Origin of the sequence: Methylocaldum marinum (assembly GCF_003584645.1) — a bacterium.
Classification (GTDB): domain Bacteria; phylum Pseudomonadota; class Gammaproteobacteria; order Methylococcales; family Methylococcaceae; genus Methylocaldum; species Methylocaldum marinum.
This window is the reverse complement of record NZ_AP017928.1, coordinates 2,035,647-2,061,384: the sequence shown is the minus strand read 5'-3', so window position 1 is coordinate 2,061,384 and position 25,738 is coordinate 2,035,647. Positions and strand designations below refer to the sequence as shown.

29 protein-coding genes and 1 pseudogene are annotated in these 25,738 nt (G+C 57.9%); 14 read left to right on the top strand and 16 right to left on the bottom strand.

The window, feature by feature from the left end:
- Positions 1-9: 9 nt before the first annotated feature.
- On the top strand, positions 10-1,197 hold the full coding sequence (locus sS8_RS09055; protein ID WP_119629368.1) for an RHS repeat domain-containing protein: 1,188 nt from the start codon (positions 10-12) through the stop codon (positions 1,195-1,197).
- An 11-nt stretch (positions 1,198-1,208) separates the two neighbouring features.
- Here sS8_RS09055 and sS8_RS09050 read toward each other — a convergent pair whose 3' ends face one another.
- Positions 1,209-2,474: an IS256 family transposase gene (locus tag sS8_RS09050; protein ID WP_119629367.1), complete on the bottom strand. Its 1,266-nt coding sequence runs from the start codon at positions 2,472-2,474 to the stop codon at positions 1,209-1,211.
- 85 nt (positions 2,475-2,559) lie between these two features.
- Here sS8_RS09050 and sS8_RS09045 point away from each other — a divergent pair, with 85 nt between their 5' ends.
- The gene (locus sS8_RS09045; protein ID WP_170161010.1) at positions 2,560-2,775 is read left to right on the top strand and encodes an RHS repeat domain-containing protein; all 216 of its coding nucleotides are present in this window, start codon (positions 2,560-2,562) and stop codon (positions 2,773-2,775) included.
- On the opposite strand, the gene sS8_RS09040 is transcribed toward sS8_RS09045, so the two are convergent.
- Positions 2,720-3,190: a helix-turn-helix domain-containing protein gene (locus sS8_RS09040; RefSeq protein WP_119629365.1), complete on the bottom strand. Its 471-nt coding sequence runs from the start codon at positions 3,188-3,190 to the stop codon at positions 2,720-2,722. The two genes, sS8_RS09045 and sS8_RS09040, sit on opposite strands and share 56 nt — an antisense overlap.
- A gap of 2 nt (positions 3,191-3,192) precedes the next feature.
- Here sS8_RS09040 and sS8_RS27595 point away from each other — a divergent pair, with 2 nt between their 5' ends.
- Positions 3,193-3,687 (top strand): hypothetical protein, encoded by a 495-nt coding sequence (locus sS8_RS27595; protein ID WP_145986461.1) that lies wholly within the window; start codon positions 3,193-3,195, stop codon positions 3,685-3,687.
- Positions 3,663-4,208, top strand: coding sequence for an FkbM family methyltransferase (locus sS8_RS09035; protein ID WP_119629364.1), 546 nt, complete (start codon positions 3,663-3,665; stop codon positions 4,206-4,208). Before sS8_RS27595 ends, sS8_RS09035 begins: the two co-directional genes overlap by 25 nt.
- Positions 4,209-4,250: 42 nt before the next feature.
- Here the strand turns inward: sS8_RS09035 and sS8_RS28030 are convergent, their stop codons facing one another.
- Entirely contained in the window at positions 4,251-4,400 is a 150-nt protein-coding gene (locus sS8_RS28030) for a hypothetical protein (protein ID WP_170161009.1), read from the bottom strand.
- A 104-nt stretch (positions 4,401-4,504) separates the two neighbouring features.
- Here sS8_RS28030 and sS8_RS09030 point away from each other — a divergent pair, with 104 nt between their 5' ends.
- Together sS8_RS09030 and sS8_RS09025 are read left to right on the top strand one after the other, a co-directional pair.
- A complete protein-coding gene (locus sS8_RS09030; RefSeq protein ID WP_119629363.1) occupies positions 4,505-4,690 on the top strand; it encodes a hypothetical protein in 186 nt (61 codons plus the stop codon).
- Positions 4,691-4,762: 72 nt separating this feature from the next.
- Positions 4,763-5,089: a transposase family protein gene (locus sS8_RS09025; protein ID WP_119629362.1), complete on the top strand. Its 327-nt coding sequence runs from the start codon at positions 4,763-4,765 to the stop codon at positions 5,087-5,089.
- A 99-nt stretch (positions 5,090-5,188) separates the two neighbouring features.
- Here sS8_RS09025 and sS8_RS09020 read toward each other — a convergent pair whose 3' ends face one another.
- Both sS8_RS09020 and sS8_RS09015 read right to left on the bottom strand, forming a co-directional pair.
- Positions 5,189-5,491: a type II toxin-antitoxin system RelE/ParE family toxin gene (locus sS8_RS09020; protein ID WP_119629361.1), complete on the bottom strand. Its 303-nt coding sequence runs from the start codon at positions 5,489-5,491 to the stop codon at positions 5,189-5,191.
- On the bottom strand, positions 5,485-5,673 hold the full coding sequence (locus sS8_RS09015) for a hypothetical protein (RefSeq protein WP_119629360.1): 189 nt from the start codon (positions 5,671-5,673) through the stop codon (positions 5,485-5,487). Before sS8_RS09015 ends, sS8_RS09020 begins: the two co-directional genes overlap by 7 nt.
- Positions 5,674-5,867: 194 nt before the next feature.
- Between sS8_RS09015 and sS8_RS09010 the strand changes: the two genes are divergently transcribed.
- The 6 genes from sS8_RS09010 (at position 5,868) to sS8_RS08990 (ending at position 15,168) form a co-directional block, all read left to right on the top strand.
- Positions 5,868-6,908 carry an IS4 family transposase gene (locus tag sS8_RS09010; protein WP_119629359.1) on the top strand — a complete coding sequence of 347 codons (1,041 nt, stop codon included), beginning with the start codon at positions 5,868-5,870 and terminating at the stop codon, positions 6,906-6,908.
- A gap of 46 nt (positions 6,909-6,954) precedes the next feature.
- Entirely contained in the window at positions 6,955-8,439 is a 1,485-nt protein-coding gene (locus sS8_RS09005) for a hypothetical protein (RefSeq protein ID WP_145986460.1), read from the top strand.
- A 109-nt stretch (positions 8,440-8,548) separates the two neighbouring features.
- Positions 8,549-10,046, top strand: a protein-coding gene (locus tag sS8_RS09000; protein ID WP_232020576.1) for an ISNCY family transposase whose coding sequence is annotated in 2 segments (ribosomal slippage) — positions 8,549-9,022 and positions 9,024-10,046 — 1,497 coding nt in all. Because the reading frame shifts where the segments join, the coding sequence is not laid out codon by codon here.
- 11 nt (positions 10,047-10,057) lie between these two features.
- Positions 10,058-10,183 (top strand): hypothetical protein, encoded by a 126-nt coding sequence (locus sS8_RS29520; protein ID WP_269461495.1) that lies wholly within the window; start codon positions 10,058-10,060, stop codon positions 10,181-10,183.
- Between the two features lie 141 nt (positions 10,184-10,324).
- Positions 10,325-14,920, top strand: coding sequence for an RHS repeat-associated core domain-containing protein (locus tag sS8_RS08995; protein WP_119629357.1), 4,596 nt, complete (start codon positions 10,325-10,327; stop codon positions 14,918-14,920).
- An 8-nt stretch (positions 14,921-14,928) separates the two neighbouring features.
- Positions 14,929-15,168, top strand: coding sequence for a hypothetical protein (locus tag sS8_RS08990; protein WP_119629356.1), 240 nt, complete (start codon positions 14,929-14,931; stop codon positions 15,166-15,168).
- Positions 15,169-15,451: 283 nt separating this feature from the next.
- Here the strand turns inward: sS8_RS08990 and sS8_RS08985 are convergent, their stop codons facing one another.
- The 5 genes from sS8_RS08985 to sS8_RS08970 form a co-directional block, all read right to left on the bottom strand.
- Positions 15,452-15,976, bottom strand: coding sequence for an IS66 family transposase (locus sS8_RS08985; protein ID WP_119629355.1), 525 nt, complete (start codon positions 15,974-15,976; stop codon positions 15,452-15,454).
- 270 nt (positions 15,977-16,246) lie between these two features.
- Positions 16,247-16,564 carry a hypothetical protein gene (locus sS8_RS27590; protein ID WP_145986459.1) on the bottom strand — a complete coding sequence of 106 codons (318 nt, stop codon included), beginning with the start codon at positions 16,562-16,564 and terminating at the stop codon, positions 16,247-16,249.
- A 1,178-nt stretch (positions 16,565-17,742) separates the two neighbouring features.
- Positions 17,743-18,651, bottom strand: coding sequence for a cyanobactin maturation protease PatG family protein (locus sS8_RS08980; protein WP_119629354.1), 909 nt, complete (start codon positions 18,649-18,651; stop codon positions 17,743-17,745).
- Between the two features lie 37 nt (positions 18,652-18,688).
- Complete coding sequence (locus sS8_RS08975) at positions 18,689-18,895, bottom strand: hypothetical protein (protein ID WP_119629353.1); 207 nt, start codon at positions 18,893-18,895, stop codon at positions 18,689-18,691.
- Positions 18,892-19,776 (bottom strand): S8 family serine peptidase, encoded by an 885-nt coding sequence (locus sS8_RS08970; protein WP_119629352.1) that lies wholly within the window; start codon positions 19,774-19,776, stop codon positions 18,892-18,894. The genes sS8_RS08975 and sS8_RS08970 overlap by 4 nt, the downstream gene beginning before the upstream one ends.
- A 244-nt stretch (positions 19,777-20,020) precedes the next feature.
- Here sS8_RS08970 and sS8_RS27585 point away from each other — a divergent pair, with 244 nt between their 5' ends.
- Complete coding sequence (locus sS8_RS27585; RefSeq protein WP_145986458.1) at positions 20,021-20,380, top strand: hypothetical protein; 360 nt, start codon at positions 20,021-20,023, stop codon at positions 20,378-20,380.
- On the opposite strand, the pseudogene sS8_RS08960 reads toward sS8_RS27585, so the two are convergent.
- Positions 20,324-20,546: pseudogene (locus sS8_RS08960) on the bottom strand (transposase domain-containing protein); the annotation flags it as partial. The gene sS8_RS27585 and the pseudogene sS8_RS08960 overlap by 57 nt on opposite strands.
- A 299-nt stretch (positions 20,547-20,845) precedes the next feature.
- On the opposite strand from sS8_RS08960, the gene sS8_RS08955 reads away from it, so the two are divergent.
- On the top strand, positions 20,846-21,934 hold the full coding sequence (locus tag sS8_RS08955) for an IS5 family transposase (protein WP_119629350.1): 1,089 nt from the start codon (positions 20,846-20,848) through the stop codon (positions 21,932-21,934).
- A 240-nt stretch (positions 21,935-22,174) separates the two neighbouring features.
- On the opposite strand, the gene sS8_RS27580 is transcribed toward sS8_RS08955, so the two are convergent.
- The 5 genes from sS8_RS27580 to sS8_RS27575 form a co-directional block, all read right to left on the bottom strand.
- A complete protein-coding gene (locus sS8_RS27580; RefSeq protein ID WP_145986457.1) occupies positions 22,175-22,528 on the bottom strand; it encodes a hypothetical protein in 354 nt (117 codons plus the stop codon).
- A gap of 246 nt (positions 22,529-22,774) precedes the next feature.
- Entirely contained in the window at positions 22,775-23,830 is a 1,056-nt protein-coding gene (locus tag sS8_RS08950; protein WP_232020575.1) for an IS630 family transposase, read from the bottom strand.
- Between the two features lie 69 nt (positions 23,831-23,899).
- On the bottom strand, positions 23,900-24,397 hold the full coding sequence (locus sS8_RS08945; RefSeq protein WP_119629348.1) for a transposase family protein: 498 nt from the start codon (positions 24,395-24,397) through the stop codon (positions 23,900-23,902).
- 4 nt (positions 24,398-24,401) lie between these two features.
- Entirely contained in the window at positions 24,402-24,941 is a 540-nt protein-coding gene (locus tag sS8_RS08940; RefSeq protein ID WP_170161008.1) for an ISAs1 family transposase, read from the bottom strand.
- 20 nt (positions 24,942-24,961) lie between these two features.
- The gene (locus tag sS8_RS27575; RefSeq protein WP_145986456.1) at positions 24,962-25,585 is read right to left on the bottom strand and encodes a hypothetical protein; all 624 of its coding nucleotides are present in this window, start codon (positions 25,583-25,585) and stop codon (positions 24,962-24,964) included.
- Between the last annotated feature and the right edge of the window lie 153 nt (positions 25,586-25,738).

Below are 25,738 nucleotides of genomic sequence, written 5' to 3'. Positions count from 1 at the left end.
TTCGAGAACGTGGCCGGTACCGTGCCGGCCGGAACGGAACTCGGCCAGACGGCGAGACTGATCCGCGTGGTCGACCGCAACAACAACGCCTTGCGTTTCGGCTACAGCAACGGAAACCTGGCCACGGTCGTGGACGGCATCGGCCGGACGCTTCGGTTCTGGTACGACAATGGCGGCCACCACATCACCCGGATCACCGACTGGGCAGGGCGGACCTTCCGCTACACCTATGACGGCCGCGGCGATCTCGTCAAGTTCGAAAGCCCGGAGGTCGTCGCGGGCCGGCGTGGCGGTTCGACCACCTACAGCTATTACACCGCCGCCGACGGCACCAATCTCGATCATGCCCTGAAGACCTATACGCGGCCGAACGGCAACGGCATGAGCTTCGAGTATTACGCCAACGGCAAGACCTTCCGGCATACCGACAGTCAGGGCCACAGTTACACCTTCCGGTACAACACATTCCGCCGGGAAACGACCACCGTCGACGAGCGCGGAGTGAGCCAGACCTATCTCTTCAACGAATGGGGGCAACAGCTCCAGCACCAGCAAGGAGATGGCTCGCGGCTGGTGTATGAATACAAAGATACGGCCAATCCGCTCAACGAGACCCAGCGGCGTGACTCCCTCGGCAACACGATTCGATACGCTTACGATGTAGCCGGCAATGTGACGACGATGACCCTGCCCGATGGCAGCACCGTCACCTACGAAGGCTACAACGCCTTCCATCAGCCGACCAAGACCAAGGACGCCAACGGGCATTACACGCTGTACCGCTACGACGCCCGCGGCAACCGCACGGAGGTCATCGCCTTGAAAGCGGGTGTGAATACCGATACCCCCGCACTGGCGCAAATCGCCGCCTGGACGATCCATACCTACGACGGGGCGGGCAACCTGACGCGCACGAAGCGCGTGCGGGATTTCAGCACCCAGGAAGGCCCTTACCTCGAGTTCGGCTATGACGGTGCGGCGCTGAACCCCGTCTCGGTCAAGCGCTGCGGCTTGCAGCAACTGGGTTCGCCCACGCTGACGGATCAATGCACCACCGCCAGCCAGGCCTTCGACGCCTTGGGTCGGCCGACCGTCGCCGTGGATGCACGGTTCTATCCGGCCGAGACCCGCTACGACGACGACGGCCGGATCACCCGCGCGACCGATGTCCTCGGGGGTGTCAAGTTAACTGTGTAACTGGGGTTAGTTCATAGGGTAACTCGATTACCAAAGAGGATCACGAAGTGGTTCAACGCCCGTTTCCAATCCTGGATCGGCAGGGTCCATTTCTTCTCGATCCGCTGCAGTCCCAGATACAGGACTTTCAGAATCGCCTCATCGTTTGGAAGGGCGGCTTCGGCGCTCCCGGAGACGCCGTTTGCGATTGGGAACGCGCCGCGGGTCTTGAGCAGCTTGCGCAGGCTGAAGTTGAGTGATTCGATCGCGTTGGTGGTATACAGCACTTTGCGGATCTCCGGCGGACAATCGAAAAACACAGTCAAGCGCGTCCAATCCGCCCGCCAGCTTTGGCTGATGGCTGGGTACTTCGCGTCCCAGGTGTCCGCAAACCGCGCCAGGGCAGCTTCGGCCTCGGTCAAGGTCGCGGCGCCATAAATCGCCCGCAGGTCTTTCGCCACCGCCTTGCGCTCCTTCCAGGTGACATACTGCAGGCTGTGGCGCACCTTATGGACGATACACCGTTGGACCTGGATGTTGGGAAACACGGTTTCAATCGCTTCCGGCAGTCCCTTGAGGCCGTCGACACAGGCGATAAAGCCATCCTGAACGCCTCGGTTCTTCAACTCGGTAAAGACCGACAGCCAGAACTTGGCGCCTTCTGTGTCCGCGATCCAAAGGCCCAGCCGCTCCTTTTCGCCTTGCAGATTGACGCCCAAAGCGAGATAGACCGCCTTGTTCTTGACCGGTCCCGCTTCGCGTGATTTGACGATCAAAGCGTCGAAATACAGGATCGGATACACCGACGCCAAGGGCCGGCTCTGCCATGCCTTCACGTCCGCCAACACCGATTCGGTAACGTTGGAGATGAGCGTCGGCGAGACTTCCACGCCATACAGTTCTTCCAGATGCCCCTGAATACCACGGGTGGATAAGCCCCGCGCATACAGCGCCAGAACCTTCTCATCAAATCCTTCGAGCCGGCGTTGGCGCTTGGAAACCAGTTGCGGCTCGAAGTCTCCGTTGCGATCCCGCGGGACCTCAATCGCCAAGGGTCCGGTTTCCGTTTGAATCGTCTTCGCCGACTTGCCGTTGCGAGAATTACCGCTGCCGCGCCCTTCCGGCGCATGGGGGGCATAGCCCAAATGGGCGGTCATCTCCGCCTCCAACGCCCGTTCCACCAGACGCCGGGTCAGCTGCTTGAGCAAGCCGTGTTCCCCCAGAATGTCTTTCGGATTCGTATAGCCTTTGAGCAATTCATCCAATAAGGCGTCTTGTTTGGCTGTATCACTGGTCATGTTTTAGTCTCTTTTTCTGGCTGATTTTACAAACCAGTTACACAGTTCTTTTTACACCCTCCCTTTTGGGACGGCTTGGCAAACCGTGGGTTACGGCACGCGCCGTAATCCGCGCCACAAGCTCTGCCGCCACAGCCCGGGCGGACTCCTCGACAGTCTCGAAGACAGCGAAGGCCATCGCCGCGACTACCTGTACGATGCGGTCGGGCGCTTGAGTGCCGTGCAGGCGCCGAGCGGCGAGCGGGTCAACTTCGTGTTCGACGGCGGCGGACGGCTCTTGGAAACCACCATGGCCAAATGACACCACGCCGATCCGCCTTGCCATACCGCTTCCTGCGCTGCTTCTGGCAGCAGAGTTGTTTCCATAGCAGACCACCTGCGCGCTTATCAGCATAGACGCGCTGATAGACCGTTTCATGGCTGATGTCGGCGTGATTGCTGATCTGCTCCGGGCTCCACTGTTCCAGCAGGCGTTCTTGCGCAAACTGCCAGGTGGACTCTTCAATCGTCCGGGCATTCATCGCGCGGCGTTCGTCTGCAAAACATTGCGCCTGCTTCGGGCGGTATCCACGCCGTCCTCGGTTACGGCTCAGTTCCCGACAAATCGTGGAGGGATGACGTTCAAGCACGTTGGCAATCTCGGTTAGGGTATGTCCGGCTTTCTTCAAAGCGTAAATCTGGTATCGTTCTTCTCGGGTGAGGTGTGTGTAGTTCATCTTTGCAATTTCGACTGGCTGGTCAAAAAGGCTCGGATGCTACCGCATCCCGCCCACCTGAACAGCGTTACTCAAAATTGCACTTCATTCCTGAATTCGCCTATCGATACTGGATAAATATGAGTAAATATATATTTCTTTTAGTTGCCTATTATCTCCGGAGTAGTTCCATTGAATTAGGGCGCTACCGTTTACTTAAGATATTTCGCCCATTGAGTCGAGAATTAGGCCGAAAAATAGGTAAAAGTACTATTACTACTAAGATAGGGTTCAAGATGGATCTCGATCTTTCCGATCATATACCGCAGGATATTTACCTCACGGGGGTGTTTGAAGAGACGACATCAAATATTCTCATGTCATTGCTTAAACCAGGCCATGTCGCAGTAGATGTGGGTGCTAATATCGGTTGGTTTAGCCTGTTGTTCCGAGGTGCGTCGGTGACACTGGGAAAGTGCTTGCATTCGAGCCAATGCCTACCATTGCCTCAAAACTGAAAAGCAATTTAAGTCTGAATCAAATAAACAACGTAGTTGTGAACAATATCGCTCTTTCTGACCACAGCGGAACTGCGCGTTTATATTCAGGCCCTGAGAGTAACACAGGGGCAACGTCACTTCGAGCGTTTGATAATGGTGCAGAATCATTTGAAGTTCATCTTTCAACATTCGACGAACTTGTAGAGGATTTCAGCAGGGTGACCTTGGTGAAGGTTGATGTCGAAGGAGCGGAACTAAAAGTATTGAGAGGCATGGAAAAACTCATGCTAAATGTGCGACCCACTCTTCTAGTAGAAATCACTGACAGCTTTCTCAGAGAGATGGGTGATAGTGCTGAATCACTTATTAGATTTGTTGGTAAATTCGGATATGTCTGTTATGTGATTGGAGATGGGAAGGTAACCCTTTTGGAGAAAATGCAAGATGAACTGCCATGGCAGTGGAACGCACTCTTCACCGTTGGTTATCACTTCGGTGAAGGGCAAGTTTTTCATTTTTCTAAAGCGCCTGGAAATTAGACTCCATATGACAATCCGTATCCGCTTAACTTTGGCCTAGTACTATTTATACAATTGCGGGACCCCGGTATAATCGCTGAACAGGGTAAACAGCAGGGCACCGTGACCAATCGAAAGGCCGCATTCGACGATGTCCCCCTCGATCCCGGCAACCCTTTCCACCATGTCCTTGAAGTAAAGATAGCGATCCAAGGCGCCACGATAGACTCTGGGAAGAAAAGGCGAGTGGTTGTAGTCGGCAGGGATGCTTTCCTCAAGGGGATCGATCTTTTCGATTTTGTACCCAAATTTGGAGCGTGTCCGGAATTTTGTGTAACCGGGGTTACGGCTACAACGCTCTCTACCGCTACACCCCCGAGGGTTACCTCGGGGAACTCGTCAACCGGGCGGCAGGCGGTACCGAAGTCAGCCATCATATGTACCAGTACGACCCCCTCGGCCGGCGCACCCGCGGAGAAAGGTGGGGTCAGGTCTTGCAATAGTGCATGACGAGGTGTGATTGCAAGACCTGACCCCTGCTGTTCTGAGAGTGTTCTGAGAAGCACGACAAGAAGATCTGCGACGAAGAAGGGACCCGGTTCCCCGACGGCGTCGAGCTGTATCGCGACAGCGGCTTCCAGGGACACGAACTGGCGAATGTCACAGTCCACCAGCCGAAGAAGAGGCCGCGCAACGGCCGGCTTTCGGCCGACGACCAGGACGCCAACCGGCTCCACTCAAGCATCCGCGTGATCATCGAACACATCATCTCGAGAATCAAGCGGTGCCGCGTCGTCAAAGACGTGTTCAGGAACACCAAGGAAGGCTACGACGATGTCGTCATTGAATTGGCCTGCGGCCTGCACAATTACAGGCGCTACTGCCGAAACCAGAGTTATTGATAGCCGGCCTTTTCCTCTGTTCCGGTTATGAAAGGTGGTTTCCGATAATGTCTAATGGATAAACGCAAAAGCCCCGGCCAACAGGCCGGGGCTTTTGCGTTATTGTTCTCTCGGAATCTCCTCCGCCTCCAAATGCCGCCGTTTATGAATCACGGCCAGCACCTCAATGAGGTTGTCGGCTTTGATCTCGTAAATGATCCGGTAGGAGTAGAGGCCCAGTTCCCGCACGGCATCTTCGTTGAGTTCCGGCACCTTGAACCCCTTGCGGGGCAGTTCATCCAGGCCGAGGGTTTTGCGCACCAGTTCTTCACTGACGCGCCGGGCGTAGAGGGGGGAATCCTGGGCGATGTAATCATGAATATGGCGAAGTTGGGCTTTGGCGTGGGCCGTCCACTTCACCATGATTGAATATCCTTGATCACCTCTTCAGCGGTTTCGGTTTTGCCGTCGGCGGCATCTTGTTGGCCACGGCGGATATTCTCCAACACATAGAGCCGGTACATAATCTCTTCCGTATCAGCCGTGTCGGGCAATCGTTGGATGGCGTCTAACGCTTCCTGTTTTGCAGAATGAGCTTGTGGCATGATTGAGCCTCCTTCGGGTTTCGTACTTAAAGGCCCGGCAGAGTTCACCGGGCCTTCTTTAATTATCGGCTATTCAGTGGTTAACACCAAACACCCCTCCATGACCCTGACCTTGACAGGGGTATTAATCCACCCCATTACCCACAAGTCTCCTGATGTTGTAGGCTGTTGATTTCTGATTTTGTACTGATTTTGTGGCGTGGGCGAAAGATGAGTTTGGCGGGGCGGTGTTGGGAGACTCACGCTTGACGAAGCGATTGATCCGGCTGGCCGACGATTTGTCGTCGAATCCGACGGCGAGCATCCCCATCGCTTGTGGCGGCTGGGGGGAGACCAAGGCAGCTTATCGGTTGTTGGACAATGAGGCGCTGGACTGGCGCGCCATGCTGGAGGCGCATCGCCCACCGACAATCGGCCGAATGGTCGACCTGGAGCGGGTGCTGTGCCTGCAGGATACGACGGAGTTGGATTTTACCAGCCAGCCTGGGATCGTGGGCCTGGGGCGCTTGAGCTATGAGCGGCAACACGGGATGTACCTGCATCCGACTCTGGCGGTGAGTGAAAGTGGGGTGGCGTTGGGGGTGCTGGACGCCTGGATGTGGGCGCGCAAGCCCAAGAGCGAGGCGGACGTGCCGGAAAGCCTGCGCTGGATCGAAGGCTATGAGCGGGTGGCAGAACTGGCGGCACAGGTTCCTTCGACCCGATTGGTCTATGTAGCCGACCGCGAGGGTGACATCCGTGCGCTGTTGGACCGCGCGGCGGCGCTGGGGCATCCGGCGGATTATCTGGTGCGGGCGCGGCATGACCGGGTGCTGGCCGAGGGTGGGAAACTGCGCGCCCAAGTGGAAAGCCAGTCGGCGCTAGGGGAGGTGGAATTTGCCTTGCCGCCGGCGCCGGGGCGGACGGGCCGGACCGTGGTGCAAAGCCTGCGCATGGCGCGGGTGACGCTGGCGCGGTGCGGTAGCAAAACCTGCGAGGTCACTGTGATCTTGGCGCGGGAAGAGTCGCCGCCGGCCGGCGATAAGCCCATCGAGTGGCTGTTGCTCACCAATGAAGCAGTCGAGACCCTAGACGAGGCGTGTCTGCGCATCGCCGGGTACCGCCGGCGCTGGCTGGTAGAGATTTTCTTCCGCATTTTGAAAAGCGGCTGCCGGGTCGAGGCCCTGCAATTGGCGACGGTGGAGCGCTTGGAACGAGCGTTGGTGGTTTATCTGATCATCGCCTGGCGGAGGTGATATCCGTCTCCCGCCTGACGACCCGCGCCTGCTGGATTGGTTGGGTGTGAAATCGGCGGAGGGTGCCGCCAAGCGGCTGGAGGTCGGGCGGATACAGCCCAAATGGACCGCCAGCCATATCCGTTTCCCCCACGTCTGGGTCGAAGCCTGCGTCCCTTACGGCAATTACCGCGGCTCGCGCAACGACGATAGCGGTTTTCATTGGATTCCGCTGGATCCCAGCTTCAAGGAGATGACTTACACGGACGGTACGACCGTTGCCGATATTCCCAATTTCAGTTTCGATTACTCCCAGTATCTCGCCAAACGTACGACCGTCATGGCTCACGAGGCGCTGCAGGATCAGATGGAAGCGGCCTTGGGGAGTCCGCTCGTGAACGGCGGAGGGTACCGGGGCGCCATCCTGCAACGCAATATCGACGTGCTGCCCAGCACGCTGCCTTATGATGTCGAGAGGTTCAAGGATTGGGGGACCGGCCGGTCCGAAACCGCGGTGTTGCCGGACAGCCACCGCTATTACGCTCAGATTACCGTCCAGAATCGATCCAATACCCTATTGGCGCCGCCCCTCATTCGGCCGATGCCGGAATTGGCTTCGAGCCGATTGACCCTATCCTTCGTGCAAACCAACGCATCGAATACCGCCGCGGGCAACGTTTCGGCCTGGCAGTCCGGAACGGCGATGGAGGTGCCGTGTGCGTCTGGCCCGACCTATGGGCAGACCCTGGTCCAGCCGGTTTTCAAGCGCGACGGTGTGGACATTACCCCGGCCGGAAACCGGACGTCGGTGGGATTCTGTACCAACGACAACAAATTGACGCTACGGCTTTCGCTCAATAACAGCGAGATCAATAAGGTGCAATACGCGGGTATCGGGGCGCACAACTACCATGCGCTCCAGATCTTCGCTTTTCAGACCTCCGACGACTTGATCGAACAGCGCTCGGCGAAACTGCTCGATGCCGTGGAGAGCAATGCCAATCCCAACGCGCGGATCGACGACACCCTCGGCGAATTCCTCCACATCGCCGGGCTGAAATACATGGACTACATCACCGAGGCGGGCAAAGCCATCGGACGGCTCTACGGCGAGACCGGCGACAGCGGAAACCATATCGGGCTCACGTCTACCGCCATGAAAGTGGCGTACGTGTTCGACCTGCCCTTTGCGGTCTCGCGCAAAGGACTCCTGGTGGATGTGCCCGGCGGAAGAACCCGTTCACGGAACATCGTCAGTGGCGCCATCAATTACAACGGTTACTTGCTGACAGGCTACGCCGATTCCGCTTACGAGTCCTATATCTGGCAGGAACAGGCCCACGTGGATGCCGTCAGCACGGTGCGCGGACTTCAATTCGCCAACGACACCGGCCTTCCAGTGGTGATCTTGAGCAGCAGCGCGGATGTCGATACTCAGTTGAACATCGGCTGTCCGGCTTCGCCGATCGATCTGAATTATTCAAGCAAGCTCAAGACCTACTTAGTGCCTGAACGGAAATCAATTAAAGTCATAACTATCAATGTATTATAATTATTTCGCAGCACGAAGATGTGTTGTTCTGACACCAGTTTTGCCCTATTTCGGGCGAAAATCAGCCTGCAACCACCTAAAAACCAAAATCTTCGTTACCCGAAATCGTATGCGTACCGTCATTCAGCCACAACTCAAATTCGGTGAAACCGATATTGCCGCCATCGTCCTCGATCCCAAATCGCGCGATGACATCCCTCAATTACTGCGTGGACTGCAATACATTTATACCGAGGTCAGCTTGCGTCAGCGGGTATTTGCCATTCTGGAAGAGATGATACCTGACCGTGCGAACGGGCAAGGCAAAGCCAACCGCCAAACCGGGCGGCCTGGCATGGAGCAGTGGAAGATACGGGTGTTGGGCGTACTGCGCTTGGGTCTCGATGCGGATTACGACCGGATTCAAGAGTTGGCCAACCAACACAAGACGATCCGGCAGATGCTGGGGCATAGCGATTGGCTGGACGAGCAGGAGTACGAGTTGCAGACGATTCGGGACAACGTCAGCTTGTTCACGCCCGAGCTATTGGACCGCATCAACCAGGAAGTGGTTAACGCGGGGCACTCGCTGTTAAAAAAAAAACGCCGAGGAAAGCCTCAAAGCCCGCGCTGATTCCTTTGTGGTCAAAACCCACGTGCATTTCCCCACCGATACCAACTTGCTGTGGGATGCGATTCGCAAAGCCATTCAAACCTGTGCGGCACTCTGCGATACATTGGATTTGACCGAATGGCGGCAAAGCGCTTATCACTTGCGGTGTTTCAAGAAAAGCTACCGTCTGATTCAAAAGCTCAAGCATTCCACCTCACAAGATGAAGCCAAGCGGCAGGCCAAGCAGGCGCAAATCGAAACGGCTTATCAGACCTATCTCGACCAAGCTGAAGCCTATCAGCAACGGGCACATGCTACCCGGCAACGCCTGAACCAAGCGCATGGCCTACCGACACCGATGTTGGCAGACCTTGATGCCTACCTGGCGCATGCCGAGCGGCAGATCGACCAGATTCGTCGCCGCGTCCCGCGAGGTGAAACCATTCCGCATGGCGAAAAAGTCTTTTCCATTTTTCAGCCCCATACCGAGTGGATCAGCAAAGGCAAGGCGGGCGTACCGGTCGAATTGGGCTTGCGGGTGGCGGTCGTCGAAGATCAACACCGCTTCATCCTACACCATCAAGTCATGGAAAAAACCACCGACGATCAAATCGCCGTGTCCCTGGTCGAACACAGCCAAACCCGCTTTCCGGCAGTAACGGCCATCCGCTTGGACAAGGGCTTTCACAGTCCAAGTAATCAGGTCGAGCTCAAGCAACACCTGGAAAACGTCATATTGCCGAAAAAAGGCCGGCTATCGGAAGCCGACAAAGTCCGCGAATCCGACCCGACATTTGTCCGCCTGCGCCGCCAACACTCGGCTGTTGAATCGGCAATCAATGCACTCGGTGTGCATGGCCTGGACAAATGTCCCGATCATGGCATTGACGGCTTCAAGCGCTATGTTGCCCTCGCGGTCGTGGCGCGCAACATTCAGCGCCTGGGAGCCGTTTTACGCGAGCAAGAACAACAAGCGGCGGATCGACGACGAGGGCCGTATAAAAAAGCGGCCTAAAGACAGGGCTGATGGCAGAAAAATCCCGAAGTGCAGGAAAGGTGCGTCCAAAATTTGCCCCCAAATGGCAAATTGGCATCATGGAGTGCGCCTGGCGGGAAAAAATGCTGGCCTGGGCCGAAAAACGGCTGACGTGACTCCCAGTGAGTCAGCAAAACCATGAAAAAATCGAGTTTTCTTACAGACACTAATTAAAAGCGCTGTTTGCGGATGGCTATTTCAAGGTTACCCTCCCACGCTGCCTGATCAATTACGATGGCTGGGCCGGTGCGGTATGGGTGGCGGAAAAGGCCATACTCGACGAAAACCAGAATGTGCAATCGGGCGAAACCAGCTACAAGATCGCCGGTCAGTACGTCACCGCGCAAGGCGGCTATTCCTTGTCCAAGCCGATTTCGAATCAGTACTCGCCGACGCTGGGCACAGGCTTCAAGGCTCCGATCAAGGACACGGTGGCGACCAAGCTGTCTCAAGGGAACAGCGGCGGCGGGACGGGGGCGGCCGTCGTGGATTTGGGCGGCGGCTCCAATACCGGGAATCACCCGACAACGACTTCGGCCGGCGATCCGGTCAATCTGCTGTCCGGCAACATGTACCATTCGGAACGGGACATCGCCATACGAGGACGCGGCGGACTCGATGTCGTCTTCGAGCGTTCCTACAACTCCAACATCCGTGTCGACGGTCCCCTGGGCTACGGCTGGACCCACAGCTTCAACCATCAACTCCGGTTCGTTTCCAACACTAAGAACGCCGTGACCGATAGCGTGATCTGGATCGACGGCACCGGGTCCGCCAACAGTTTCACGGTGGCCGGAAACACCGGCGGCGTTCCCCTGAACGCGGCCCTGACGGCCCAGCCCGGTCTTCGCGTCACCGCGAAACGGGAAAGCAACGGCGAATACTCGATCCGCGAAAAGGGCGGGCTGGTTTTCTATTTCGAGAACGTGGCCGGTACCGTGCCGGCCGGAACGGAACTCGGCCAGACGGCGAAACTGATTCGCGTGGTCGACCGCAACAACAACGCCTTGCGTTTCGGCTACAGCAACGGAAACCTGGCCACGGTCGTGGACGGCATCGGCCGGACGCTTCGGTTCTGGTACGACAACGGCGGCCGCCACATCACCCGGATCACCGACTGGGCGGGGCGGACCTTCCGCTACACCTATGACGGCCGCGGCGATCTCGTCAAGTTCGAAAGCCCGGAGGTCGTCGCGGGCCGGCGTGGCGGTTCGACCACCTACAGCTATTACACCGCCGCCGACGGCACCAATCTCGATCATGCCCTGAAGACCTACACGCGGCCGAACGGCAACGGCATGAGCTTCGAGTATTACGCCAACGGCAAGACCTTCCGGCATACCGACAGTCAGGGCCACAGTTACACCTTCCGGTACAACACATTCCGCCGGGAAACGACCACCGTCGACGAGCGCGGAGTGAGCCAGACCTATCTCTTCAACGAATGGGGGCAACAGCTCCAGCACCAGCAAGGAGATGGCTCGCGGCTGGTGTATGAATACAAAGATACGGCCAATCCGCTCAACGAGACCCAGCGGCGTGACTCCCTCGGCAACACGATTCGATACGCTTACGATGTAGCCGGCAATGTGACGACGATGACCCTGCCCGATGGCAGCACCGTCACCTACGAAGGCTACAACGCCTTCCATCAGCCGACCAAGACCAAGGACGCCAACGGGCATTACACGCTGTACCGCTACGACGCCCGCGGCAACCGCACGGAGGTCATCGCCTTGAAAGCGGGTGTGAATACCGATACCCCCGCACTGGCGCAAATCGCCGCCTGGACGATCCATACCTACGACGGGGCGGGCAACCTGACGCGCACGAAGCGCGTGCGGGATTTCAGCACCCAGGAAGGCCCTTACCTCGAGTTCGGCTATGACGGTGCGGCGCTGAACCCCGTCTCGGTCAAGCGCTGCGGCTTGCAGCAACTGGGTTCGCCCACGCTGACGGATCAATGCACCACCGCCAGCCAGGCCTTCGACGCCTTGGGTCGGCCGACCGTCGCCGTGGATGCACGGTTCTATCCGGCCGAGACCCGCTACGACGACGACGGCCGGATCACCCGCGCGACCGATGTCCTCCGGCAATGGCGCGACTTTGCCTACGACAATAACGGCAACCCCATCGGCGCCAGTCTGACCGCCTTCGACAGCAACGGCGTCTACGGCCTTCTCCAGCAGGACGTGGTGGAATACGATGCTCTCGATCGGCCCGTGGTTCGCCGCAACACCGCCGGGCACGCGACCCGGATCGCCTACGACGAAGTCGGCAACGTCCTCAGGATCACCAACCCGGACGGCTACAGCGTCCGGTTCGAATACGACGCCCTCAACCGGCCGACCCGCGCCTTCGACCCACAGGGGCACGCGGTCGTCACCGAGTACGATATCGGCGGGCGGCCCATCCGCGTGACCGATCCCAACGGTCTCGTCACCCAGTACGCCTATTACGACCCGACCCGGAACGGGCGGCTGAAGCGGCTGACCGGCCCCGACGGGCGCTACACTGACTACTTTTACGACCCGAACGGCAATGTCGTCCGGACGGTGGACAACGGCGGGCGCGAAACCCTGACCGAGTACGACGTGCTCAACCGGCCGGTCAAAACCATCGGCCCGGTGCATGACGCCCTCGGCCTGACCGCTATCCGTCAGGTCACCGAGATCCAGTACACCGCCTTGGGCGATGTGCAAAAGATCCGGGCCGGCTACCGCACGGCCACCGGCAGCGAAACGCTGACGGACCAGGCGACCTACGGCTATGACGATTTCGGCCGGGTGATCGAAGCCACCGACGCCAATGGCCACACCACCCGCTGGACCTACGATGCCTACGGCAACCCCATCCGCCGCGTGTCCCCCGGCGGCCATGTGGTCGAATGGGACTACGATCACACCCGCAACGGGCTGTTGGTCCGGCGCACCGCGAAGCTCTCCGACACCGATCCCTCGCCCCACGTCACCCAGTACACTTACAATGCCCTGGGCCAGGTACGGATCGCGCAGACGCCGGAAGTCACCTATCAATACACCTACGACAGCGCCCATCGCCTCGCCACCGTCACCGACAGCCGCGGTCCCAAGACCCTGACTTACCGCCATAGCCCCGGCGGACTCCTCGACAGTCTCGAAGATAGCGAAGGCCACCGCCGCGACTTCCTCTACGACGCGGTCGGGCGCCTCAGCGCCGTGCAGGCGCCGAGCGGCGAGCGGGTCAACTTCGTGTTCGACGGCGGCGGACGGCTCTTGGAAACCACCATGGCCAACGGCTACGGCACCCTCTACCGCTACACCCCCGAGGGTTACCTCGGGGAACTCGTCAACCGGGCGGCAGGCGGTACCGAGGTCAGCCATCATACGTACCAGTACGACCCCCTCGGCCGGCGCACCGGCCATCGTGAAGCCATCGCCGGGGCGGAGACCGATTACACCTACCAGTACGATGCCCTGGACCGGCTGCGGGAAGTGCGGACCAATGCGGGCGCAACCCTCTTTGAAGCCTACGCCTACGATGCGTACGGCAACCGCCGGGCGCGGACCGCCCCGGACGGCAGCATCCAGCGCTATGCTTACGACGCCGCCCAGCAACTTCGGCAAATCCGGAGCGGCAGCGACACCGGGGCGATCCTCGCGAGCTACACCTATGACCCGGCCGGCAATCTCACCCAGCGCAGCGGCGGCGGGGCGACTCTCACCTTGAGCTACGATGCCCTGGAGCGGCTGGTGGCCGCGAGCGGCACCGGAATCGCCCCGGAAACCTACGTCTACGATCATGAGGACCGGCGCATCGAGACCACTGTGGACGGGACGCCGCGGCGCTCCGTCTATGCCGGGCTGGCGATCTGGAGCGACTACGGGAGCGCCTGGACCCAGGCACAGGCGCTTTATACCGATGCCGGGCTCGACCGCCCCCTGATCCGGACCGATGCCGGCGGCGGCACGGCCTACTACCACGCCGACGCCCTCGGTTCGGTGGTGGCGGTCACCAACGCCGCCGGCGCGATCACCGCCAGCGCCCGCTACTCCGCCTTCGGTCAAACGCTCGCCGGCGGCGCGCTTCCGCGCTACGGCTACGCGGGGCGGGAACCCGACGCGACCGGTCTGATTTACTATCGGGCGCGGTACTACGATCCGCAGATCGGCCGGTTCACGCAAAGGGACCCGGCGGGCTTTGCCGATGGGCTGAACCCTTATGCGTACGTCGGGAACAATCCGGTGAGCTTTACCGATCCGTTGGGGCTAAACAAGGCGGCCCCGATGGCGAGCTCGAATGTCTCGGGGTATCAGGGGGCACCGAGCACCGGTAGCTCTTTATTGAACGAGCTCAGAACCACCGCCAGTGCTTTTTTGGATGTGGCCCGGAAAAACCCGGCAATCGGCATCGCCGCCGCACCCGCCACGGATTTCGCCGAGGGCATCACATCCGGAGACACCCGCCAAATCGCCTTCAACGCCCTGACTGCCGATCTGCCCGGAGCGAAGTTGGGGGTTGGCGTTCTGGGCGCGGTGATTAAAAATGCCGATAATGTTGCGGATGTTACAAAGAGTGGAGAGAAGCTTTTTGACATCCATCCGCGTGTTACGGGTCAGCTCAATGATTCGCGTATGGGATCGCTGGCTGGCAAATTATCTCCCGGTGATTTCCAGCGGTTAGCTAACAATCCGTCTGCGCAACGAGTCTTTGACGCGAGGTCGGGCAACATCAATGTAATCCAGAACGTGGAAGGAAAACTTCTTCGGATCACCGTTCCTCGGGATGAGATGAAGATTATTTCCGTTGGTCCGATCAGACCAAATCAAGTGACGAATAGGATTGAGAGTGGCGATTTCATTCCGCTTCCATAGGTGTTCCAATGGCAACAATTCACATTGCTGAAATCCAAAATATTCTTGCCGAGCGGGGTGAGCTTGATGCACTGCCGCATTCGCCCGAGGGATATTTCCTGGAAATTCGATTTGATGATCCACAACACCCGAGCAAAGTGGTTGATGAGGAGATGAAGGACAAGGTTTTTACAGCGGATTGTTCTTATGGCAGCGTTACTATCCAGTTCGACTCACAAGGACAGCTTAAATCAATTGACTTGAGCTAGTGCTTAATTGCAAAAATAAACGATGCAAAAATCCAATATAACAAATTGATTATATGTGGGTTTTTGTATTCGCTGATTAGCGCGATTAAGCACTAGCTCGCGTAGGGCGGGTTAGCGTACTCGCGTAACCCGCCGTTTGGGTTGCTGGGTATACGGCGGATTACGGCGCGCGTCGATTCCTCGCGTGCCTGGCAGGATGAATGGGGCAGCCCGCGTAGGGCGGAATAGCGTACTCGCGTATTCCGCCGCATGGGGAACGTTCCGTTCGGCGCATTACGCGTAACTACTCAGCCCCTGCAAAAGCAGTTCTGAGGGTGGAAAAGGGATTGATGCCTTGTCGTCGATGAGTTTCCCAGAGGGAGCGGATGATGCAGAAGGCTTCGGCACCACCGAGGGCGCGGAACCCACCGGCCATTTTCAGCTTGACCTTGACCGGGCGCACCAGCCGTTCGGCCAGGTTGTTGTCGAAGGGCACCCGGAAATCGTGGAGAAAATGCCACACCTCGGTCCTGAAATCACGCCGTCGTCGCAGCAGATTCGTGGCGGGTTCCTGTTTCGGCCGGCCTTTCTGCCCCGGCTCCTTCGGTCGCTCGGGGAACACCCACAAGCCGAGGTTGATCCACCGATCATAGTCGGCCAATAGGCTTCTGATCGTGGCGGCGTCCACCTTGCTCAAGCCTTCGGCTTGGGCGGCTTCCACCGCCTTCTTGCCTTCCACCAGGATTTCCCGAAGTCGGATCGGCCAACGATGCCCGTCCGTGGCCTCCTCGAAATAGCGCAGTTCCCGCAGCAGGTGGGCGTTGCACAAGCAGGAAAGGTAGGGTCAGGTCTTGCAATAGTGCATGACGAGGTGTGATTGCAAGACCTGACCCCTGCTGTTGACTCATACACAAAATTTGACCATTACTCTACGATAGATGCTGGTTAGCCTATAAGCTGAAGCCTGTGCCGTGAATCCTGGCATGTTCTTGTTGCACCTCAAAAATTAGGATTCATATCTCTGGGTTCGAGCCATCAGTCACGAGCCGATACCGTCCCTCTTGTTCACCGCATCGCTACCCGGGCGAAGCTAGCCCCGTTATTCCGGCAGGGCGATCACAGCTCCGCGGCATACGATCTCTGGGTCACCGCACCAATCGTAGGTGCAGCGGCAATTTTCTAATGGGCTCACGCGCCGCTCGGCGCACACAAATGGGGGCTTTAGCCACGGCTTCCAACTGCAGCAGGTCATGCGCGAACCGTCCATCCCGCGCCCCACATCGGGTGCAAAGGCCAATGGCAAAGCCTGGCTGGACAGGCTATCGGCAGCATTATTGGAAATGCTATCAGCAGCAAACCGGTAGCGGTTGTTTGTCTGGTAGAGCGATGCGTCTGCGCCAAATCCGGGCATGCACATTTCGAACCTCCTTTAGGTTTCGGGGAAGTTGCCGTGGCATCGGCCAGCGTCCATATCCGCCGGTTGTCGCACCTGCCCGCCGCTCGCAATCCCCTCTTTCCTTGCGGGAGAGGGTGGCGCAAAGCGCCGGGTGAGGGTCTTCCCGCAACCCCCTAATCCGCATCACTTCGTTCGACTGCCGCAAGGGGAGACGGGTGTCGCTTGCCAGGATTTTGCAAACTAATAACCGGCCCGCTGAGTTCCGATCGCTTAACCCAACCGAAACGGAATCAAATCGGGCTACAGAAGTGCCACCCGAATATGCTTCTGCACCTCTGCCCATTTGGACAACAGCCATCACCATCACTGCAACAGTGCGTACCTGCCGGACAGCAGTGGCCAGCGCTATCATGACAGCAAACTGAATCGACTGAGCAACAGCTGGGGCCGCAGCAATAGGTCCCCGGAGGACAAGGGTGGCCGCAGGTCGGCGGGGGCGGTGGCTGCGATGGCGTGCAACAAATCCCCGTTTCCACACAGTCATCACTGTTATAACTAGGGCAGAACAATTTGCTAAAGCCGCTAGGGCAGTTGGGATCATCGACCACACAATGCGTCCCTTTCGTAATCGATGGAGACACTTGACCGCCGACAGAGGCAGCAAACACTGCCGTAAGCCGATAACGCCCGTTCGTTTTGGAAAGCGACTCCTCCGCAAAAAATCCAGGCATGGCCATTTTCGTTACTCCGATACTTTCTGGTCCAGCAGTCATTTGCATAAAGATGTTCGCACGGAGCGAGAACAACCCTGATGCCACCTCGCAGGTCACCCGACGATAGGCGCGGCAACGCGCGCGATGCGCCCGATACCCCGGCCGATCCGAGCGCGGTAAGAGTCGTCCCACACACAATTGGCCGGTATCTCGAACAAATTGTCACAAATCCAGCAACCGTCAGCGTAACAGCAATAGCACAGCAGGCCGCCCCCTTCAGAGCACTCTTTATCAGTCGTGGGATCGTTGAAACAGTCTCCAGGGTGGGAGATTGTCGGTCGTCTCGGCAGCATGGGCAAAACTCCAGCCGCACCTGAATTGCCGTAAACAGCCTTCCCCCGGTAATGCGCGCTCGTCTTGCAGAGCGAGGCCTCTGCGGTAAATCTTGGCATATCCATGACATGCACCTCCTGCTATTTTCCGAGTTCAACGGTCATAGTAAGGCGACAGCTTCGTCACCAGGTACGGAAACTCCTCGGTCACGTCGACGCGCACGAAGAATTTCTCGGTGAAATCGGTGTTGCGGTTGGTGAAGGAAAAGATGACCTCCACAATTCTTCGCGTGCCGCTCAAAGGCGAGAGCCGCACTTCCACTCCAGTCAGCGAAAAGTCCCTCCCGAATTCCTCGGCCGCCTTGGCATAGATAGCTGGATAGCGCACGGCGAGGTAGTTCAGCGCCCGGTGCTCGTCGGTCGCGCCGGCATTGTCCGTCATCTGCATAATCCTGCTGAACAGTTCCTCAGCCGCCGGGCCGAATTGCTCGGCAGTGGTCTGCTCCGGCTTCGGGATGGCCTCGATGAGTGCATCGCGGTCGAAGGAATAGATCTGATCGAAGGCGACGATGGGCACCATCAGTCCGTTGCAGAACTCCGGCGGGGCGATGGGTCCGCGCACCCCCACCACGATGTCGATGTCGTTGGGGCCGGGCACCGGCCGGATGGCCCCCACCAAGAGATCGAAGTCCGCCGGGTTACGCGGCTGCAGGATATACGTCTCCAGTCCCTGGATGGTAAACACCCAGCACATCTGACGCACTAGATAGCGGTTCTCGGGCTTCGAAAGAACGGCATGGAACACCTGTTGATCGGTCTTGCCGGCGGTCTCTGCTTGCCCAACGACTTGCGCAAACTCCTTTTCCACTGAGAGAAGCGGAAAACGCGCCTCAATCCGGCCCAGGGCATAGATATAGGCCATCGCCATGGTGCTCGCAGCACCTGCGCAGGTCGGACAGGGCGTCGCTCGAGTCGGCGGCGCCTCGACGATATCCCCTTGGGCGGGTGTGACCACAGCTGTGTCATTCTCGTTTGCAGATTGTTCTTGGATTTCTTGTTCCATACTTTTTCTCCTTTAAAGATAGATATCCGGACTCGGGTTATCTGATCCGTCCGGTGAAAACAACCCAGCGGTTCAGTGCTGCCGCACGACGTTCGCAGCCGCCACAGGGTTGAACTCCGAGCGCGTAAGCCACCCGCTTGATGGCGTCGCCCAAGCCGATCTCCTCATCGCTAACGAATCCGGGAAGGCGCACTCGATAGGGTTGCTGACCGGTCTGTACACTCTCAGTGTCTTCTTCATTCATGGCAGTCTTCTCCTCGCGGGTTTAGTCAACAGAGACTGAAACGCTTTCCAGGCATCGAGCAGGGGTGGCACTACGGTGGTCCGCCGTCCTGAATGGGCCTGCGTGATGGCGAGCTTGATATCGGCGGCGGAGGCTGTGGGAAATTCCGACCACAAGAGCGCGATGGTACCTGTCACAAAGGGCGCGGCGGCACTGGTTCCTCCTAAGGTGACCGGCTTGCCGCCGGCGCCCAGGCTGGTGATCCGGTCGCCGGGTGCGCCGAGTCCCCGCCGACCAATCGAGTTTCCCAGGTTCGAGTGATTCATGGGCCTGCCCTGAAGATCGTACGCCACGACCGGGATAACACACGGGTGGCGGGTGATGGCCGTGCTGCCCAGCGTCCCCTGATTGCCGGCCGCCGCCACCACGATGACGTTACGCTTGGCAGCCTGGTCCAGGGCTCCTTCCAACGCCCGCTCACCCTGGACGGAGGGTTGGGCAAGGGCGGCGCTGACGTTGAGTACCCGTGTGCCGGCACGTATGCAGTCGAGGATGGCCTCGGCGAGTGCTTCAGGTTTGGCGCTAGGCAAATCCCCGTTGGCCAAGGCGATTTCGGAAAAGATGGGGCGAACGAGCAGGGTGCAGGCGGGACAGATCGCCGGAGCGGAAGAACCGCGCTGAGCGGACAGGATGCCGGCCACGAAAGTGCCATGCTGACAGGCTAGGCTGTCGCTCCGAGTACAGGTACTGCTGAGCTTCCCCGGTATCTCGCGGATCGGTGCGCCGGTGAGATCCGGATGCCCCCGGATGACAGGACCGTCGATTAGTCCGATGACAATCTCCGGTCTTCCGCTGGTTTGCTCCATCAGCGGCGTGAGCTTGACTAAATCCAGAAGCCTCATTCAGCCTCCAATCCTTCTGAGGAGGAACGGTCCTCGCCATCATTTCTTTTGACGATTCAGGACCATCTATATCAATGTGATAAGAATGTCAAGTGCGTTCGGCAAAGGCGGTGGGATTGCTTACAATCGTTGGGAGTATCAGGAATTGATGATGTTTTTGAATCTCGAAGAGATGCAGCTTTAACGGGAACAACCCCGAGATTGCGTTCTGGAGTATTCCGCAATACGCCTTCGAGAGACCACCATGGACTGGCAATCCCAACTCATTTCGCTCTATCTGACCGTGTGCGAGCTTTACCGCCGGGAGCTCCGGATCCATGTCCAACGCTTCGCGCCCCATGCCAATCTCCGCTTTACGGACGAAGAGGTCATTACGCTCTATCTGTTCGGCATCGTGGATAAACAGCGCGAGATCAAAACCCTCTACACTCAGGCCGACCGCTATTGGCGCGATGGGTTTCCCCATCTGCCGAGCTATGGGGCTTACGTGCAGCGCCTGAATCGACTGGCGGCTGGTAAGCGTCCGAGAGTTACCGTGTTGACGGCTTCAGGCCGCGATGGGCTGAGTCAGTTCTGTGATATGACCGGCGAGGTTCCAGGGTAAGAATTCGTCGATCCGATTGACCGGATGCTCGGCGATGCGGGCCAGCACGGCACGGAGGTATGCCTCCGGGTTGAGGCCGTTGAGCTTGGCCGTGCCGATCAGGGTGCAGATCGCCGCCGCGCGTTCCCCACCCCCGATCGGAACCGGCGAACAGGTAATTCTTGCGATGTGGAACTTTTGGGAGAAAAGGGAAATTTAGCGCCGAATCATCGGCGTTTCGGAAGCGGCATTCCTCACCGAACCGATGAGCAAAACTTTGTTTTAGAAGGACGGTTTGCACTGAACCGCCAGTCCTTCGGCTCCAGAAGCGAAGCCAATGTTGTACTTTTTCGGGGATTTAACAGGCTGTTGATTTTCTCGGCCCCGGAAGCCGCAAAAATTCGTTGGATGGAGCGCATAAAATAGGCATAAACGATTGTTTGTCATGGCAAAATAATATCATTTCAAGATACTTTGGACGCTTTCATGCGCGGCGCCGACATCACCCAGCAAGAACTCTTCAGCTACCGAACCTTGGAAGACCGGATTCCCAAGGATCATCCGCTTCGGAAGCTCCGGGCCGTGGTCGACATTCTGCTGACCACGCTGGACTCGGAATTTGATGCCCTCCATGCCCGGACCGGCCGGGAGTCGATTCCGCCGGAGCGGCTGCTGCGCGCCGGTCTCATCCAAGTCTTGTTCTCTGTCCGCTCCGAGCGGCAGTGGGTCCAGCAGATCGAATTCAATCTTTTGTACCGCTGGTTTGTCGGGCTGACCTTGGATGCCGAGGTCTGGGACCACTCCACCTTCAGCGCCAACCGGGATCGGTTGCTGAACGAGCGGATTTCCCGGCTGTTTTTCGAGCGGGTCGTGTTGCTGGCGGAATGGCAGGACCTTCTGTCGGACGAGCATTTCTCGGTGGACGGCACGCTGATCCAGGCGTGGGCCTCCATGAAGAGCTTTGTGAAAAAGGATGGCAGTTCGCCCCCGCCGGAGGCCGGCGGCCGGAATCCGTCCGTCGATTTCAAGGGCGAGAAGCGCGCCAATGCGACCCACGCCTCGACCACTGATCCGGAGGCTCGCCTTTACAAGAAAAGCGAAGGGGATAAAGCCCAACTGTGCTTCATGGGCCATGCCCTGATGGAAAACCGGACCGGCCTGGTCGTGGATGTCGAGGTGATTCACGCCACCGGCACGGCGGAACGGGACGCGGCCAAGATCATGATCGGTCGCACCGTCACGAAGCCCGGCGCGACAGTCGGGGCGGACAAGGCTTACGACGTGCCGGAGTTCGTGCAAGTTCTCCGGGAGCAGCGGGTCACGCCGCCTGTCGCCCGGAAGGAAAAAGGCTCCGCCATCGATGGCCGCACCACCCGACACCCCGGCTACCGGACCAGCCTGAAAATGCGCAAGCGGGTGGAAGAAATCTTCGGGTGGTCGAAGACCGTGGGCGGGTTACGCCAGACCCGGTTCCGGGGTTTGAAGAAGGTGGCGGCCCAGACCGTGTTCACTTTCGCCGCCTACAACCTGACCCGGTTGGGTGGGCTGTTCGGCTGGCGGTGGTCGACGGCCTAGCGGGCGTCTGCCCAAAATTCGCCGAAAGGCGGCAAGAACCCCCAAGCGGGGGGATGAAAACCGGCTAGAACCGGGATTTCAGCGCTAAAAGGACCTTCAGCACTAAAAATTAAGCCGCCGATAAGGGGTAAAGCCGAAGGCATGGAGGCGAATTTCAACAGCCTGTTAAAAGGGCTGGGTTATAAACCTCAGGTTATTTGTTCAGATTTGACAGTGTTTTCGAATTCACGCCGTTTTTCGTCACCGCATTCCATCAATGTCTGTCAAGGTTGAATAGGATGAAAATCTGGAATCACATGCATCAGAACATAACCTGAGGGTCTTGCCGGCAGTGAATGCGGCTAATATCGCCGAATAAAGTATTTTCTTCCCTTCCAGAGTTCCGTGGGAATCAGTGTAATTTAATACCAACGCTGTCGAGTTGTGATGCCCGCAATTCGCCAAATCAATGTCGCTCACGTTTTCCGCCACAACGTGCACCCAACCGCCTGACCTTGAATAGAGCTCTTTTATTTTCACCTGACCGGTACAAGCCCCTATCGCTTCAAATGATAGTGCAAACAAAGCTAAACCTATAACCCCTTTCCGAATCACTTTCTGCTCCTCATCATTCCAGATTAATATGCCGCTGAGATGCGGTTAGCTTCTTGAATGGTTTTCCTGTGTTTACTGCCGAAGAGATTGTGTAAAAACCAGATTTCGAGCACTTTATACTCTGTAATGTATCGGTTATTCAAGAGATATAATTTCGAGTTTATGGTTTTTCTACGCTATCAACAATTGAAAGATCAAGCTTTGTTAGTGGCTTCAGATTATGTAGCAAACCAATGGTGCTAGTGCTTAATTACGTAAATTAACGATAGTATTTTTGAGTTGACTGCCGTGCACTTCGCGTTTGCGCCATTTGAATGGGCGTGGATTTTGGGAATAGTTGGCAATGAACGCTTCAATAGCGTTCCGTAACTCAGCGATGCTGGAGAAACTGGCCCCGCGCAAGGCTTTCCGACTCAGGATACCGAACCAGATTTCCACTTGGTTCAACCAACTGGCCGAGGTTGGCGTAAAGTGAAAATGAACCCTGGGATTCTTGGCCAACCAGTCCTCGTTGCGCTTGTGCGTGCAATAGTTGTCCAAAATCACATGTAATTCCTGGTCCGCCGGGGTCTCGGCGACGACTTGGTCCATGAAGGCCAAGAAATCCTCGCGGGTTTTCGTGGCGGTAGTTGCGCTGTGAACGTGCCCGGTGGCTACTTGCAGCGCCGCAAATAAGTTGAGTGTGCCATGGCGCTTGTAGGTACTTTTGAAGCCCCGGACGATTTTTCCGCTGTCGGTCTCCACGTAACCGCTCGCCCGCTCCAACGCCTGAATGCTCGGTTTCTCGTCCACGCAAATTACGAGCGCGTTGGTCGGTGGCGCCAAATAGAGCCCGACAATATCGGCGGCTTTGGCCACGAACTCCGGATCGGTGCTAACGCACCAGGAACGTTGCCGTTGCAGGCAAATCCCCTCCTGCCGCAAAACCCGCCATACCGCGTGTGGCGAAACGCCCAAGCGCCGGGCCACGGCACCACCATCCCAGACCGCCTGTCCAGGGGGTGGCGATTCTTCCAAAACGCCCAGAATTTGCTCGCGCAAATCGGGCGGCAACTGCCGAGGCGCGCCGGGCCGTGGCCGATCTTCCAGCCCCGCCAGTCCTCCCGCGGCAAAGCGATCGCGCCACTTGATGACGGTGTTGGGACGGGTGTTGAGTGCCCGCGCCAATTCCATGACACCTCGTCCGTCCAGGCACCCCAAGATAATGCGTGCCCGAAACACGTTTCTGTGCAATTCCGTTTGGCTGCTCCTCCGCTGTTCCAGAATCCTTCGGGTCTTCTCATCACATGTCAGTTGCTGCATCTGAGTCATATCACCAAGATGCAGCATATCGGTGTTTAATGCAAGTAAGCACTAGTTCAACAGGGCTGTTCAACGTTTGATGCCCTTGTAACTCAAGACGCGCTCCAGGTCCATCGCGTTATCGTAAAGGGTGGCGTGAATATTGGATTGGCCGTTGTGACGTAGGCGATTCAACACGAAATGGCGGAGATAGGCGAACATACCGGGGTTTTTGCGGATGCGGCTCGCATCCTCGCCGAGCGCGGTGTCCAGCACGTCGTGGAGCCGGTTTTCGATTCCCCAGTGACCGCGAATGGCCTCGGCCAAGGTGGCCATCGAGGCATCGCGGGTGACGAGGTCGTCAGCGACCGGTGCCTGACGCGGCTCAAAACAGCGGCGGCGGACCTTGACCACGGCCAGAGACCAGACCCGTGCCGTGCGTTGTTCGATGCGATTACGCCGGCCGAGGTCCACCGTGTAGGCCTGCTCGGCGTGGGGCTGCGTCTGACAAACCGCCCGTACGGCTGCGTGTAGCTTGGGATGATTGCCTTTGAGTTGGACCAGCAGATCGCTCCCCGTGGCGATCACGGCCTCAACTGTTTTTTTGAAGATGGAGGGCGTCGAGCGTGTACAGCCGCCCCGCCAGTCCGAGGGTTTCGATGAGCCGCTGGGCGGCCTGGATTTCATGGTCCTTGCCGGCATCCTCGATCAGTACCTGGCCCAGCACAATCCGCTCTCCGACGGCGAAGGCGCTCAGCACCTGGGCAGCTCGGCGGTCCTCGAAGCGATCCAGGCTGCCGTGCAGGGTCTTGCCATCGAGCGCGATGACGGCGGCGTCCTCGGCCAGGGGCAGCGCGTTCGCGCGAAACTGCGGGGCGATCGCCTCCACCTCCAACCCGTGCAAGGCGTAGCGGATCAAACTGTAGGCGGGCGTCCGCCGCCAGCGGCAGCCGAACGCCTCGTTCAGCCGCGCCTGATGGGTACGGATGAACGGATGAATCCGGCGGTACGAGGTCGCTCCGCTCATCACCGCCAGAATACTAAACAGCAGCCGGTGGGGGAGATCGTACAACTTCCCTTGCGCACGACGGTGATCCGGAATCGGCAGTAGGCCCTGTTTTAACGGGGACAACGATTCACTCCCTCGGCAACTTAACAACCACCGGCTGAAAGCCGGTGGTTTGAACCTTCTGATGGACAATCAACATCCCGTGCCAACACGAGTCGGATGCGAACCTCCTTGTCCGGATGCAGCCTTCGATCCCGTTCAACGTCTTTCCTTGATTCTCCGTCGGCCGGCGCGTAATTGGCATAGCCTCTCGGGGGTTGCCGCAAAGGGTTGATTGCGATCTCGTCATGTTGGACATGCCACTCTAGGCATCTCGGCACGGCACCAACCCGTTTTCGGATTGTGCCGGGAGCGAGCCTTCTTTCACGCTTCATTTTAATCACCCACTCCCGTGCCCATGCAATGTGAATACCCGTAATAGGTATGGACTCAAGCTCCGGGCGAACGGTACCGAGAACCTCGTGGTCTAAGGACGAGATCGAGTTTCCAGCCATATAGCGGGAAATCAGCTCGCCAAACGTCTTGGGTTTACCTTCGGTCTGAAGGGCTTGGGGAATGGTGCCCTGATCGAGCATCGCTTCGATCCGCCGGGCATAAGCGGTGGCCTCCGCGTCGGTATCGAAAGTTGCGTAATGAGCTTTGGGCAAGACAGATCGGCGGATGACAACTTCCCAATTTCCTGTCTTTCGCTGTCTGATAGTTGCCATTGGCGTCAACGGACAAATGAGCGGTTGATGCGTGGTTTTTGCCACACTCCAAGGAATTTTTACCCGATTTTTACCCGTTTTTTGCCGAATTTTGCAATAAAAAAGCTTTCCACTTTACGTGGATAGCTTTTTAAGCTATTGATTAAGATATTA

Bases quoted from the DNA above. Each gene is read 5' to 3' on its own strand.
- sS8_RS29520 (WP_269461495.1), top strand. From the start codon at position 10,058: ATGGCAGAAAAATCCCGAAGTGCAGGAAAGGTGCGTCCAAAATTTGCC.
- sS8_RS08970 (WP_119629352.1), bottom strand. From the start codon at position 19,776: ATGAGGCTTCTGGATTTAGTCAAGCTCACGCCGCTGATGGAGCAAACC.
- sS8_RS09050 (WP_119629367.1), bottom strand. From the start codon at position 2,474: ATGACCAGTGATACAGCCAAACAAGACGCCTTATTGGATGAATTGCTC.
- sS8_RS08950 (WP_232020575.1), bottom strand. From the start codon at position 23,830: ATGCAGCAACTGACATGTGATGAGAAGACCCGAAGGATTCTGGAACAG.
- sS8_RS09020 (WP_119629361.1), bottom strand. From the start codon at position 5,491: ATGGTGAAGTGGACGGCCCACGCCAAAGCCCAACTTCGCCATATTCAT.
- sS8_RS27575 (WP_145986456.1), bottom strand. From the start codon at position 25,585: ATGGCAACTATCAGACAGCGAAAGACAGGAAATTGGGAAGTTGTCATC.
- sS8_RS08955 (WP_119629350.1), top strand. From the start codon at position 20,846: ATGCGCGGCGCCGACATCACCCAGCAAGAACTCTTCAGCTACCGAACC.
- sS8_RS27585 (WP_145986458.1), top strand. From the start codon at position 20,021: ATGGACTGGCAATCCCAACTCATTTCGCTCTATCTGACCGTGTGCGAG.
- sS8_RS08975 (WP_119629353.1), bottom strand. From the start codon at position 18,895: ATGAATGAAGAAGACACTGAGAGTGTACAGACCGGTCAGCAACCCTAT.
- sS8_RS09015 (WP_119629360.1), bottom strand. From the start codon at position 5,673: ATGCCACAAGCTCATTCTGCAAAACAGGAAGCGTTAGACGCCATCCAA.
- sS8_RS09040 (WP_119629365.1), bottom strand. From the start codon at position 3,190: ATGAACTACACACACCTCACCCGAGAAGAACGATACCAGATTTACGCT.
- sS8_RS08990 (WP_119629356.1), top strand. From the start codon at position 14,929: ATGGCAACAATTCACATTGCTGAAATCCAAAATATTCTTGCCGAGCGG.
- sS8_RS09035 (WP_119629364.1), top strand. From the start codon at position 3,663: ATGCCTACCATTGCCTCAAAACTGAAAAGCAATTTAAGTCTGAATCAA.
- sS8_RS08980 (WP_119629354.1), bottom strand. From the start codon at position 18,651: ATGGAACAAGAAATCCAAGAACAATCTGCAAACGAGAATGACACAGCT.
- sS8_RS27590 (WP_145986459.1), bottom strand. From the start codon at position 16,564: ATGTGCATGCCCGGATTTGGCGCAGACGCATCGCTCTACCAGACAAAC.